The sequence below is a fragment of the Serratia sp. G204Y genome, assembly GCF_051172435.1.
Taxonomy (GTDB): Bacteria; Pseudomonadota; Gammaproteobacteria; order Enterobacterales; family Enterobacteriaceae; genus Serratia; species Serratia sarumanii.
The window spans coordinates 87872-100275 of the sequence record NZ_JBPIZA010000008.1 but is presented as its reverse complement, the minus strand read 5'-3'; the positions used below and the strand labels follow the sequence as shown (position 1 = coordinate 100275).

Below are 12404 nucleotides of genomic sequence, written 5' to 3'. Positions count from 1 at the left end.
TTATCGGGGCCGTTTTTTTATGCCTTTCCCCCACAAAAAAGGGCGCCGCGGTAAGCGACGCCCTTTTTCAATGGAACAGGCCTGTCAGGCGGCTGCCACCGGGCGCACGCCCAGCGTGTGGCAGATGGCGTAGCTCATCTCGGCGCGGTTCAGCGTATAGAAGTGGAAATCTTTCACGCCTTCGCGGCTGAGGATCTTCACCATGTCCATGGCGATGTTGGCGCCGACCATTTTGCGGGTCTCCGCATCGTCGTCCAGCCCTTCGAACATGCTGGTCATCCAGCTTGGCACCCGCACGTTGGTCATGGTGGCGAAGCGCTGCAGCTGCTTGAAGTTGGACACCGGCAGAATGCCCGGCACGATTTCCACGTCGATACCAGCGGCGACGCAGCGGTCGCGAAAACGCAGGTAGCTCTCGACGTCAAAGAAGAACTGGGTGATGGCGCGGCTGGCGCCGGCGTCGATCTTGCGCTTCAGGTTGATTAAATCGGCCTGGGCGCTCTTCGCCTCCGGGTGCACTTCCGGGTAGGCGGCGACGGAAATGTCGAAGTCGCCCACGTCTTTCAGCAGCGCCACCAGATCGGTCGCGTACATGTCCGGCTTGCCGCCGCCCGGCGGCAGATCGCCGCGCAGCGCCACGATATGGCGAATGCCGCTGTTCCAATAATCGGCCGCGATGTCGCGCAGCTGCACCGGGCTGGCGTCGATGCAGGTCAGGTGCGGCGCCGCCTCCAGGCCGGTGCGCTCCTTGATCCCCTTGATGATGCTGTGGGTGCGATCGCGCTCGCCGGAGTTGGCGCCGTAGGTGACGGAAACGAATTTGGGTTTGAGGATGCTCAGACGATCGATCGACTGCCACAGGGTCTCTTCCATCTCGCTGGTGCGCGGCGGGAAGAACTCGAATGATACGTTAATCTGGCCGTTCAACTCCGCCAGACTCTGATTCAGCGCTTCCCGCTGGTTTGCGTGGAAAAAGCTCATACCCTGCTCACCTCTTATCGATCACTGTTTTTTTCATCTTGATGAGCGTCCATACGTTTAGACGTCTAGATAGAAAATGCCGCATGTTGGCTAAAGAGTCAACAGGAAAATGAGGGGAATAAGATGATTAATCTTCACCCGCTCAACGAGGGAATTTCATGACGGCGGTAGGGATAAGTATGGCAGGAAAAGCAAAGGGGCGCGGTGAACCCGCGCCCGCAGAGGATTAAAGCAGCTGCGCCAACCGGTTAAGGTCTGACTGGATCGCTCCGGCGGTCACGTCGCGGCCGGCGCCCGGCCCGCGGATCACCAGCGGATTATCGCGATACCAGCGGCTTTCGATGGCGAAAACGTTGTCGCACGGCAGCAGCGAGGCCAGCGGATGCTCAGGACGCACCGCCTCCACGCCGACCCGCGCCTTGCCGTTGGCGTCGAAACGCGCCACGTGACGCAGCACCAGGCCCATTTCGCTGGCGGCCTCAAAGCGCTGCTGCATCTGCTGGTTCAACGCCTCACCGTTCTCGAAGAACTGATCGACGGAGCCCTGCTCGCAGCCCGCCGGCACCAGCGACTCGACCCGCACCTGGTTAGGTTCGATGTCGTAGCCCGCTTCGCGCGCCAGGATCACCAACTTGCGCATCACGTCCTGGCCGGAGAGATCGACCCGCGGATCCGGTTCGGTCAGCCCCTGCTGCCAGGCCTGATCCACCAGCTCGGTGAACGGCACCGTGCCGTCATACTGCAGGAACAGCCAGGAAAGCGTGCCGGAGAAGATGCCGCTGATCGCCAAAATGCTGTCGCCGCTGTCGCGCAGATCGCGCACCGTGTGGTTGACCGGCAGACCGGCGCCGACGGTGGCGTTGTACAGCCAGTGGCGGCCGGTTTTGGCGAAGGCGTCGCGAATTTGGCGATAGGTATCGCTGCACGAGGCTCCCGCCAGCTTGTTGGCGCTGATCACGTGGAAACCGTAGCTGGCGAAATCCAGATACTGCCCGGCCAGCTCTTCGCTGGCGGTCACGTCGAGCACCACCAGATCGTCGAACGGGTGCGCACGCATCCACAGGAACAGCGACTCTTCGTCGAGCGCCTGCGCCTCGTCCTCAAAGAACGCCAATGCGCGGCTGGCGTCCAGCCCTTCGTAGTTCAGCAGGCTGCGGCGGCTGTCCACCACCCCCGCCAGGATAAATTCGAAGCCGCTGCGCGCGGAAATATTGGTCTGCTCGCGGGCAAACAGCTCCAGCCAGCGCGACCCAATGTTGCCCTTGCCGAACAGCACCAGACCGATGCGCTTCTCGGCGCGGAACAGGCTTTGGTGCAGCCCCTGAATCAGCAGCGCGGTCGGCCCCTGGCGTAATACCGCCACCAGGCTGATGCCATCTTCCGCCTGCCAGATAAATTCGACCGGCTGATCTTTCAGCTGCTGATAGAAGCGATGGCTGTGCAGCGGGTTCTTGCACACCCCGGCGCCGACCATCGCCACCAGCGCCAACCCTTCGCGCAGGTGCAGTTCACCCGGCAGCGCCGAGGCCTGCAGGATCGCCAGCGCGCTGTTGACCACCTCGGAGGTGTAGCACAGCTGCACTCGATTGCGGTCAGGATGGATGCCCACCGCCAACGGTTTGATCTGCGCGCGCTTGAGCACCAGATCCAATTCTTTCTGCGCCAGTTTGAAGTCATGCTGAGCGGCGACGTGCAGCTCAATCAGGCACACGTCATCGTGGCTGGTGACAATCTTGGCGCCGGTGCCGGACGCCAATACGCGCTCGATGCGCGTCGAGCCCTGCTCCGGCTGGTAGCTGCAGCGCAGCTGAAGATCGATATCGCTGCCGGAGACCGGCTGCAGGGTGCGGGTATGCAACACCGGTGCCGCCAGGCGCGCCAGCTCGCTGGCTTCGTCCAGGCGCAGCAGCGGCAGCAGGCAGGCGTCTTTCACCTTGCGCGGGTCGGCGCTGTAAACCCCGGCCACGTCGCTCCAGATGGTGACGCGCGCCGCGCCGGCCAACGCGCCGACCTGAGTGGCGGAGTAGTCGCTGCCGTTACGCCCCAACAGCACGGTTTCCCCGGCGTCGTTGCGCGAAATGAAGCCGGTCACCACCAGGCGCTTGCCCGGATGTTGAGCCAACAATTGCTGCAGCAGCGGATAAGAACGGCCTTCATCCACCTGCGGCTGCGCGGCGCGCTCGGCGCGCAGGAAATCACGCGCATCCAGCCAGGCCGCCTGCATATCCAGGTGGTTGAGCACCGCCGCCATCAGGCGCGCCGACCAGATCTCGCCGTGCCCGACCACTTCGGCATAGCACACCTCGTCGACTTTGCCGTCCAGCAGCACCGCCAGACGTTCCAGATCCTGAATGAACTCGGCGATCAGCGGCTCGGCGCTTTCCGGCGGCAGCAGGCCGCTGATAAGATCGCTGTGATAACGACGCAACGTCTGCTGCACCTGGTGCGCAGACAGGCGATCGCTCTGGCTGAGCTTCAGCCAGTTGATCAACTGGTTGGTGGTACTGCCGGCGGCCGATACCACCATCATGTCGCCCGGCTGGCTGTATTCCGCCATAATCCCGGCCACACGCAGATAACACTTCACATCCGCCAGACTGCTGCCGCCAAACTTGTGCAGTTGACGCCCACTCACCGGCCCTGCTACAGCAATTGCATTCATGCTTACCTCGTTGCCGCCGCCTGGAAAGCGCGTTCCAGATCGGCAATCAAATCTTCACTGTCTTCAATACCCACGGAAATGCGCAGCAGGCTCTCGGAGATGCCGGCCGCTGCCCGCGCCTCCGCCGCCATGCCGGCGTGGGTCATGGTCGCTGCATGCGAGATCAGGCTTTCTACGCCGCCCAACGATTCTGCCAGAGTAAACAGCTCAAGGGCAGAGAGAAAACGGCGCAGCACCGCTTCATCGCCGTCCAGTTCAAAACTCAGCATCGCGCCGAAACCGCGCTGCTGCCGGCGGGCGATCTCATGCCCCGGATTCTCCGGCAGGGAGGGATGATACAGCTTTTTCACCAACGGTTGCTGCTGTAAATAGTCAACAATCGCTTCAGCGTTTAGCTGCGCCGCCTTGATGCGCGGCGACAGCGTGCGCATGCCACGCAGCAGCAGATAGCTGTCGAACGCGCCGCCGGTCACGCCGATGTTGTTCGCCCACCAGGCCAGCTCGACCGCCAGCTCGGGATCTTTGGCGATCACCGCCCCGGCCACCACGTCCGAATGCCCGTTCAGGTATTTGGTGCATGAATGGACCACCAGATCGGCACCGAGTTCGATCGGCTGTTGCAGGGCCGGGCTGAGGAAGGTGTTGTCCACCACCGTCAACGCGCCCGCCGCGTGCGCGGCGGCGCAGATCGCCGCGATGTCCACCACCCGCAGCAGCGGGTTGCTGGGGCTTTCGATCAACACCAGCTTCGGCTTTTGCGCCAGCGCCTGTTGCAGGGCGGCTTCATTACCCTGATCGACGAACAGCACGCGATAGGCACCGCGTTTGCTCAGGCTGTCGAACAACCGATAGCTGCCGCCGTAGCAGTCGTGCGGCGCCACCAGCAGATCGCCGGGCTTCAGCAGCACGGTGGTCACCAGATGGATCGCCGACATCCCGCTGCCGGTCATCACCGCGCCGGCGCCGCCTTCCAGCTCCGCCAACGCGCGTTGCACCACGTCGCGCGTCGGGTTGCCGCGGCGCGAATAATCATGGGCTCGGGGTTGGTTGAAGTCGGTAAAGTTATAGGTGCTGGACAGATGAATCGGCGGGACAACGCAGCCGTACTGTTCGTCGTCGTTCAGGCCGCTGCGTACGGCAATCGTGGCTGGTTTACGCGTCATGGGCTCGCTCGGCTCTCGGTTCGGTGAATGAGGCCTAAAGAGTAATCGCAGGATTGATAGACGTCAATACATCTGGACATCTAAACTTCTCTGCGTATAGATTGAGCAATGGCACAATACCCGCTAAAATTATGCCGATATGACATGACGATAAGATGTTAAGCCGCAATGCCCGGCCGAGGCGGGGCATTCAGTGACCCTGGTCGCGTAAAATTGACTTTTATTTAGTGAGAACAGTGAAGATCGGGCATAATTGGCCGGTTTTTAGAATTTTGTAATTTTTCTGACAAAGTTAAGGTGTCCCATGGCTGAGTGGAACGGCGAGTATGTCAGCCCTTACGCTGAACACGGTAAAAAAAGCGAGCAAGTCAAAAAGATCACGGTATCCATTCCGCTGAAGGTCCTGAAAATCCTCACCGACGAACGGACCCGTCGCCAGGTGAACAACCTGCGCCACGCCACCAACAGCGAACTGCTGTGCGAAGCGTTTCTGCATGCCTTTACCGGCCAGCCGCTGCCGAACGATGAAGACCTGCGCAAAGAGCGCAGCGATGAAATTCCGGAAGCCGCGAAAGTGTTGATGCGCGAACTGGGTGTCGACCCCGATACCTGGGAATATTGAGAACCGCCCGGCGAACGCTGGCGGCAGAAACGAAAAAAGGCGCCAAAGGCGCCTTTTTCATCGGACGATAAGAAATCTTATTTCTTAGCGCCTGGTACGCTGAAACGCTTGTTGAAGCGGTCAACGCGGCCACCGGTAGCAACGTCACGCTGCTTGCCAGTGTAGAACGGGTGGCATGCGCCACAAACGTCCAGGTTCAGATCGTGGCCCACGGTGGAGCGGATCTTCATCACGTTACCGCAAGAGCAGTTAGCAGTAACTTCTTCGTATTTTGGGTGGATACCTTGTTTCATGGGAAACCTCAGTTAAGGCCGTGTCGCTATCCAGCCCTGTTTCGCCAGACACCACACGTGGTTGATAATAGAATTTTGGTATCGAATTATACCAAAGGCGGCAAATTATACAGCATTAGCCGGGGCGCGCAATCGGAACCGTACATTTGCCGATGCGCCGTGTAAACTGATGCCCACTTTTTTCAATTTGGATGAGATCATGCCCGTCGTACACGTTGCCTTGCCGGTCCCCCTCGCCCGCACCTTCGACTATCTGCTGCCGCCCGGCATGCAGCCGGTGGCCGGCGCGCGCGTGGGCGTGCCCTGGGGCAGGCAGCATGCGATCGGCATCGTCACCGGCTGCAGCGACACCAGTGAACTGCCGCTGGACAAGCTCAAACCGATCGACAGCGTGATCGACGCCGAATCGCTGTTCTCCCCCAGCCTGTGGCGCATCCTGCGCTGGGCCAGCGATTACTATCACTACCCCATCGGCGAAGTGCTGTTCCATGCGCTGCCGATCCTGCTGCGGCAAGGCAAACCGGCCGAGGCCGCGCCGCTGTGGCAATGGTTCGCCACCGAAGAGGGACGCGCCACCCCGCCCGAAAGCCTGAAACGCGCGCCGAAACAGCAGCAGGCGCTCGCGGCGCTGCTGCAACGCCCGGTCTATCGCCATCAGGTCAGCCAGCTTGAGCTGACGGAAAGCGCCCTGCAGGCGCTGCGCGCCAAAGGGCTGATCGATCTGCGCGCTCAGGTCGCGGATACGCACGACTGGCGCCCCAACTTCGCAGTGCTCGGCGAGCGGCTGCGGCTGAACACCGAGCAGGCTACCGCCGTCGGGGCGATCAGAAGCGAGGATGAGCAGTTCGCCGCCTGGCTGTTGGCCGGGGTAACCGGCTCCGGCAAGACCGAAGTCTACCTCAGCGTGCTGGAAAACGTGCTGGCCAAAGGCCGACAGGCGCTGGTGCTGGTGCCGGAAATCGGCCTGACGCCGCAAACCATCGCCCGCTTTCGCGAGCGCTTCAACGCGCCGGTAGACGTGCTGCACTCCGGGCTGAACGACAGCGAACGGCTGGCGGTTTGGCTGCGCGCGCGCAGCGGCGAAGCCGCCATCGTCATCGGCACCCGTTCGGCGCTGTTCACGCCGTTCCGTCAGCTGGGCGTAATCATCATCGACGAAGAGCATGACAGCTCTTATAAACAGCAGGAAGGCTGGCGCTACCACGCCCGCGATCTGGCGGTGTTCCGCGCCCGGGAAGAGGACATCCCGATGGTGATGGGCTCCGCGACCCCGGCATTGGAAACGCTGCACAACGTGCAGCTGGGTAAATATCGCCAGCTGAAGCTCACCCAGCGCGCGGGCAACGCCAAACCGGCAACGCAGCACCTGATCGATCTAAAGGGGCTGCCGCTGAAGGTCGGCCTGTCGCAACCGCTTTTGAAAAGCATGCAGCACCATTTAAAAGCCGGCAATCAGGTGATGCTGTTCCTCAACCGCCGCGGTTACGCTCCGGCGCTGCTGTGCCACGAGTGCGGCTGGATCGCCGAATGCCAGCGCTGCGATCACTACTACACCTTCCACCAGCATCAGCGCCAGCTGCGCTGCCACCACTGCGACAGCCAGCGGCCGGTGCCGCACCAGTGCCCACAGTGCGGCTCCACTCACCTGGTGTCGGTCGGCGTCGGCACCGAACAGCTGGAGCAGGAGCTGGCGCCGCTGTTCCCCGACACGCCGATCACCCGCATCGATCGCGACACCACCAGCCGCAAAGGGGCGCTTGAGCAGCACCTGGCGGATATCCATCGCGGCGAAGCGCGCATTCTGATCGGCACGCAGATGCTGGCCAAGGGCCACCATTTTCCCGACGTCACGCTAGTGGCGTTGCTGGACGTGGACGGCGCGCTGTTCTCCGCCGACTTCCGCTCCGCCGAGCGTTTCGCTCAGCTGTATACCCAGGTCTCCGGGCGGGCCGGCCGCGCGGGCAAACAGGGTGAAGTGCTGCTGCAAACCCACCATCCGGAGCACCCGCTGCTGCAGGTACTGCTGCAACAGGGTTACGACGCCTTCGCCAAACAGACGCTGGCGGAGCGCAACAGCGTGTTTCTGCCGCCTTACACCAGCCACATCATCGTGCGCGCCGAAGATCACGACAACCAGCAGGCCCCGCTGTTCCTGCAGCAGCTGCGCAACCTGCTGGAAGCCAGCCCGCTGAAGGACGATTCGCTGTGGGTGATGGGCCCGGTGCCGGCGCTGCAGTCCAAACGCGGCGGCCGTTTCCGCTGGCAGCTGCTGCTGCAGCACCCGACGCGGCGCGTCCTGCAACAGCTGATGAAAAGCTCGCTGCCGCTGATCGGCACCCTGCCGCAAACGCGCAAGGTGAAATGGACGCTGGATGTCGATCCGATCGACAGCTGATCCCGGAAAAGTCCGATTCAGCTGCCGCAGTGCAAACGTTTACCCTTGAAATTGCGAGCGAACGCTAAAAAACCTTCTCAGGTCACATTTTTTATGCAAATTAGGTAACAAAGGCGGGGCGTATTCTGTTTAGAATGTCTGCGAGGGCAAATTTTGTCGCCACATCGCAGCGCGACGGAGTGCCCGAACGCGAGTGGCGCTCAATGACAACAATTTCGCCACCGCATGCCGGACATTGTGAGCAAACAGCAGTAGTGGCGTCGGCATGGGGCTGACGCAAGGAGAAAGGCGTTGGAACACAAGAAAGAGTTATCCATGGCGACCATGAAAGACGTCGCCGAAATGGCGGGCGTTTCAACGGCTACCGTATCGCGTGCGCTGATGAACCCGGAAAAGGTGTCAACGCCGACGCGCCAGAAAGTGGAACAGGCCGTCCTGGCCGTGGGTTATTCTCCTCATGCTCTGTCACGCAATATCAAGCGCAACGAATCCCGCACCATCCTGGTGATCGTGCCCGACATCTGCGATCCGTTTTTCGCCGATGTGATCCAGGGGATCGAACAGACCGCCGCCCAACAAGGCTATCTGGTGCTGATCGGCGACTGCGCGCAGCAAAACCAGCTGGAGCGCACCTTCGTCAATCTGATCATCACCAAACAGATCGACGGCATGCTGCTGCTGGGCTCCAACCTGCCGTTCGACGCCAGCAAGGAAGAGCAGCGCAACCTGCCGCCGATGGTGATGGCCAACGAGTTCGCTCCCGAGCTGGAACTGCCGACGGTGCACATCGACAACCTGACCGCCGCCTTTGAAGCCGTGCATTATTTGCATCAATTGGGCCACCGGCAGATCGCCTGCGTCGCCGGGCCGGAACAGATGCCGCTGAGCCATTATCGGCTGCAGGGTTACGTTCAAGCGCTACGTCGTAATGGCATTACCGTCGAAAGCAGCTATATTACCCGGGGTGATTTTACCTACGAAGCCGGCGCGCAAGCGCTGACGGCGCTGATGGCACAGCCGAAACCGCCAACGGCGGTATTCTGCCACAGCGACGTCATGGCGATCGGCGTGCTGTCCCAGGCGAAGAAAATGGGGCTGCGGGTGCCGCAGGATCTGTCGATCGTCGGCTTTGACGACCTCAAGCTGGCGCAGTATTGCGATCCGCCGCTGACCACGGTGGCGCAGCCGCGCTTCCAGATCGGCCAGCAGGCGATGTTGTTGCTGTTGGAGCAGTTGAACGGCCAGACAGTGGCCAGCGGCTCCCGGCTGTTGGACAGTGAATTGATTATCAGAGGCAGCACCGCTGCCCCGAAACGCTAGTCAAATATTTTAGGGTTCAGTAACATGACGGACTTATCCTTTCATCAGGACACAGCGGAATAATAGTGGCACAAAAAGACTATGTAAGCCGTGGGCGCGCAGCAGGAGCTAAGCGTAAAACCCCCAGCCGTAAAAAACGCAGTTCTCCGAAGGTTTCCAAAACCGTGCTGGCGTTAGCCGCCGCGTTGCTGGTTGTCTTTGTCGGTGGCCTCTATTTCATTACGCACAACAAGCCGGAAGACGCGCCGTTGTTGCCTGCGCACACCACGCGCCCCGGCAACGGCCTGCCGCCGAAGCCGGAAGAGCGCTGGCGCTACATCAAAGAGCTGGAAAACCGGCAGATCGGCGTGCAAACCCCGACCGAACCGACGGCCGGCGGCGAGCTCAATTCCAAAACTCAGCTGACCGCCGAACAGCGCCAACTGCTGGAACAGATGCAGGCCGACATGCAGCAGCGCCCGACGCAGCTGAACGAAGTGCCGTATAACGATCCGGGCCAGGCCAACGCGCGCAGCACTCGCCAGCAGCAGCAGATGCAACAACAGCAAATGCAGCAGCAGCAGCAGGTCAGCCAGCCGCCGCGCAACCCGTTCAACAACGGGGCCACCACCGCGCCGGTGCAGCCGCAGCCAAAACCGACTACCCAGCAACCGGTGCAGGTGAAACAGCCTGAGCCGAAGCCACAACCGAAACCGGAGCCCAAACCGGAAGTGAAGCAGGAAACGGCCAAGCAGGAAACCAAACCGGAATCAAAACAGAAGTGGATGGTGCAATGCGGTTCGTTCCGCGCCACCGATCAGGCTGAATCCGTGCGTGCGCGCCTGGCGTTCGAAGGCATCGAGAGCCGCATCACCGCCGGCGGCGGTTGGAATCGCGTGGTGCTCGGCCCGTACAGCAGCCGCGCCGCCGCGGACAAAACCCTTTCGCGCCTGAAGGGCGTCGGCATGTCGAGTTGCATTCCCCTCTCCGTTGGGGGTTGAAAAGCGTCAATCCCCCCCCATCTATACTCTCAATATGCCTCGTAGCGTCTGCGAAAGCAGGCGCTGCGGGGGCTTCTTTCCGTCTTTAACGAGGGTCTGCTCGTGACAACAATTGTAAGCGTACGCCGCAACGGCCAGGTCGTCATCGGTGGTGATGGCCAGGCAACCCTGGGTAATACGGTGATGAAGGGTAACGTCAAGAAAGTGCGTCGCCTGTACAACGACAAAGTGATCGCCGGTTTCGCCGGTGGCACCGCTGACGCCTTCACGCTGTTTGAACTGTTTGAACGCAAACTGGAAATGCATCAGGGCCACCTGGTGAAAGCCGCCGTCGAGCTGGCGAAAGACTGGCGCACCGACCGTATGCTGCGCAAGCTCGAAGCGCTGCTGGCGGTCGCCGATGAAAACGCTTCGCTGATCATCACCGGCAACGGCGATGTGGTGCAGCCGGAAAACGATCTGATCGCCATCGGCTCCGGCGGCCCTTACGCTCAGGCCGCAGCCCGCGCCATGTTGGAAAATACCGAGCTGAGCGCCCGCGACATCGTTGAGAAATCCCTCAACATCGCCGGCGACATCTGTATTTACACCAACCATTTCCACACCATTGAAGAATTGCCTTCCAAAGCGTAAGGATCGAATACCATGTCTGAAATGACCCCGCGCGAGATCGTCAGCGAACTGGACAGCTATATCATTGGCCAAAACAAGGCCAAACGCGCTGTCGCCATTGCCCTGCGCAACCGCTGGCGCCGGATGCAGCTCAACGAGATGCTGCGTCACGAAGTGACCCCGAAAAACATTCTGATGATCGGCCCGACCGGCGTCGGTAAAACCGAAATCGCCCGCCGTCTGGCGAAGCTGGCCAACGCGCCGTTCATCAAGGTTGAAGCCACCAAGTTCACCGAAGTGGGCTATGTGGGCAAAGAAGTGGACTCCATCATCCGCGATCTGACCGATGCCGCCATCAAAATGGTGCGCATGCAGTCGATCGAGAAAAACCGCACCCGTGCCGAAGAGTTGGCCGAAGAGCGCATTCTCGACGTGCTGATCCCGCCGGCCAAAAACAACTGGGGCCAGCCGGAAGAAGGCCAGGAACCGTCCGCCGCCCGCCAGGCATTCCGCAAGAAACTGCGCGAAGGCCAGCTGGATGACAAAGAGATCGAAATCGATCTGGCCGCCGCGCCGATGGGCGTGGAAATCATGGCGCCTCCGGGCATGGAAGAGATGACCAACCAGCTGCAGTCGATGTTCCAGAACCTCGGCGGCCAGAAGCAAAAACCGCGCAAGCTGAAGATCAAAGAAGCCTTCAAGCTGCTGGTGGAAGAAGAAGCCGCCAAGCTGGTGAACCCGGAAGAGCTGAAAGAGCAGGCGATCGAAGCGGTTGAACAGCACGGCATCGTGTTTATCGACGAGATCGACAAAATCTGTAAGCGCGGCGGCCAAAGCTCCGGCCCGGACGTCTCGCGCGAAGGCGTACAGCGCGATCTGCTGCCGCTGGTGGAAGGCTGCACCGTGTCCACCAAGCACGGTATGGTGAAGACCGACCACATCCTGTTCATCGCTTCCGGCGCGTTCCAGACCGCCAATCCGTCAGATCTGATCCCGGAGCTGCAGGGCCGTCTGCCGATCCGCGTTGAGCTGCAGGCGCTGACCACCGAAGACTTCGAGCGCATCCTGACCGAGCCGAGCGCGTCGCTGACCGAGCAGTACAAAGCGCTGATGGGCACCGAAGGCGTCAACATCGAGTTCACCGCCGACGGCATCCGCCGCATCGCCGAAGCCGCGTGGCAGGTCAACGAAAGCACCGAGAACATCGGCGCGCGTCGTCTGCACACCGTGCTTGAGCGTCTGATGGAAGATATTTCCTACGAGGCGAGTGAAATTAATGGCCAATCCATTACAATTGATGCGGATTACGTGCGCAGTCATCTGGATGAACTGGTGGCGGATGAAGATTTGAGTCGTTTTATCCTATAATCGCTCAA

Annotated in this window: 10 protein-coding genes; 6 read left to right on the top strand and 4 right to left on the bottom strand. The window is 61.0% G+C overall.

Annotation, left to right across the window (positions count from 1 at the left end; translation table 11 throughout):
• Positions 1-84: 84 nt before the first annotated feature.
• The 3 genes from metF to metB all read right to left on the bottom strand — a co-directional run bounded on the left by metF (position 85) and on the right by metB (position 4806).
• Complete coding sequence (metF, locus tag ACSBQQ_RS23350; protein ID WP_060429407.1) at positions 85-981, bottom strand: methylenetetrahydrofolate reductase; 897 nt, start codon at positions 979-981, stop codon at positions 85-87.
• A 226-nt stretch (positions 982-1207) separates the two neighbouring features.
• Positions 1208-3643, bottom strand: coding sequence for a bifunctional aspartate kinase/homoserine dehydrogenase II (locus ACSBQQ_RS23345; RefSeq protein WP_033649894.1), 2436 nt, complete (start codon positions 3641-3643; stop codon positions 1208-1210).
• Between the two features lie 2 nt (positions 3644-3645).
• On the bottom strand, positions 3646-4806 hold the full coding sequence (metB, locus tag ACSBQQ_RS23340) for a cystathionine gamma-synthase (protein WP_033649893.1): 1161 nt from the start codon (positions 4804-4806) through the stop codon (positions 3646-3648).
• A gap of 304 nt (positions 4807-5110) precedes the next feature.
• Between metB and metJ the strand changes: the two genes are divergently transcribed.
• A complete protein-coding gene (gene metJ, locus ACSBQQ_RS23335; RefSeq protein WP_006317756.1) occupies positions 5111-5428 on the top strand; it encodes a met regulon transcriptional regulator MetJ in 318 nt (105 codons plus the stop codon).
• 77 nt (positions 5429-5505) lie between these two features.
• Here metJ and rpmE read toward each other — a convergent pair whose 3' ends face one another.
• Entirely contained in the window at positions 5506-5721 is a 216-nt protein-coding gene (gene rpmE, locus ACSBQQ_RS23330) for a 50S ribosomal protein L31 (protein WP_004931078.1), read from the bottom strand.
• Positions 5722-5920: 199 nt separating this feature from the next.
• Here rpmE and priA point away from each other — a divergent pair, with 199 nt between their 5' ends.
• The 5 genes from priA (at position 5921) to hslU (ending at position 12396) form a co-directional block, all read left to right on the top strand.
• Positions 5921-8116 carry a primosomal protein N' gene (gene priA, locus ACSBQQ_RS23325; RefSeq protein WP_043148438.1) on the top strand — a complete coding sequence of 732 codons (2196 nt, stop codon included), beginning with the start codon at positions 5921-5923 and terminating at the stop codon, positions 8114-8116.
• A 291-nt stretch (positions 8117-8407) separates the two neighbouring features.
• Positions 8408-9436: a DNA-binding transcriptional regulator CytR gene (cytR, locus tag ACSBQQ_RS23320; RefSeq protein WP_060429408.1), complete on the top strand. Its 1029-nt coding sequence runs from the start codon at positions 8408-8410 to the stop codon at positions 9434-9436.
• 65 nt (positions 9437-9501) lie between these two features.
• Positions 9502-10416 carry a cell division protein FtsN gene (ftsN, locus tag ACSBQQ_RS23315; protein ID WP_060429409.1) on the top strand — a complete coding sequence of 305 codons (915 nt, stop codon included), beginning with the start codon at positions 9502-9504 and terminating at the stop codon, positions 10414-10416.
• Between the two features lie 102 nt (positions 10417-10518).
• Positions 10519-11049, top strand: coding sequence for an ATP-dependent protease subunit HslV (gene hslV / locus ACSBQQ_RS23310; RefSeq protein ID WP_033649891.1), 531 nt, complete (start codon positions 10519-10521; stop codon positions 11047-11049).
• Between the two features lie 12 nt (positions 11050-11061).
• Positions 11062-12396 (top strand): HslU--HslV peptidase ATPase subunit, encoded by a 1335-nt coding sequence (gene hslU, locus ACSBQQ_RS23305; RefSeq protein WP_033636435.1) that lies wholly within the window; start codon positions 11062-11064, stop codon positions 12394-12396.
• Positions 12397-12404 lie beyond the last annotated feature (8 nt).

Excerpts from the sequence above, each read along its gene's own strand:
- hslU (WP_033636435.1), top strand. The coding sequence starts at position 11,062 with ATGTCTGAAATGACCCCGCGCGAGATCGTCAGCGAACTGGACAGCTAT.
- metJ (WP_006317756.1), top strand. The coding sequence starts at position 5,111 with ATGGCTGAGTGGAACGGCGAGTATGTCAGCCCTTACGCTGAACACGGT.
- metF (WP_060429407.1), bottom strand. The coding sequence starts at position 981 with ATGAGCTTTTTCCACGCAAACCAGCGGGAAGCGCTGAATCAGAGTCTG.
- rpmE (WP_004931078.1), bottom strand. The coding sequence starts at position 5,721 with ATGAAACAAGGTATCCACCCAAAATACGAAGAAGTTACTGCTAACTGC.
- priA (WP_043148438.1), top strand. The coding sequence starts at position 5,921 with ATGCCCGTCGTACACGTTGCCTTGCCGGTCCCCCTCGCCCGCACCTTC.
- ACSBQQ_RS23345 (WP_033649894.1), bottom strand. The coding sequence starts at position 3,643 with ATGAATGCAATTGCTGTAGCAGGGCCGGTGAGTGGGCGTCAACTGCAC.
- metB (WP_033649893.1), bottom strand. The coding sequence starts at position 4,806 with ATGACGCGTAAACCAGCCACGATTGCCGTACGCAGCGGCCTGAACGAC.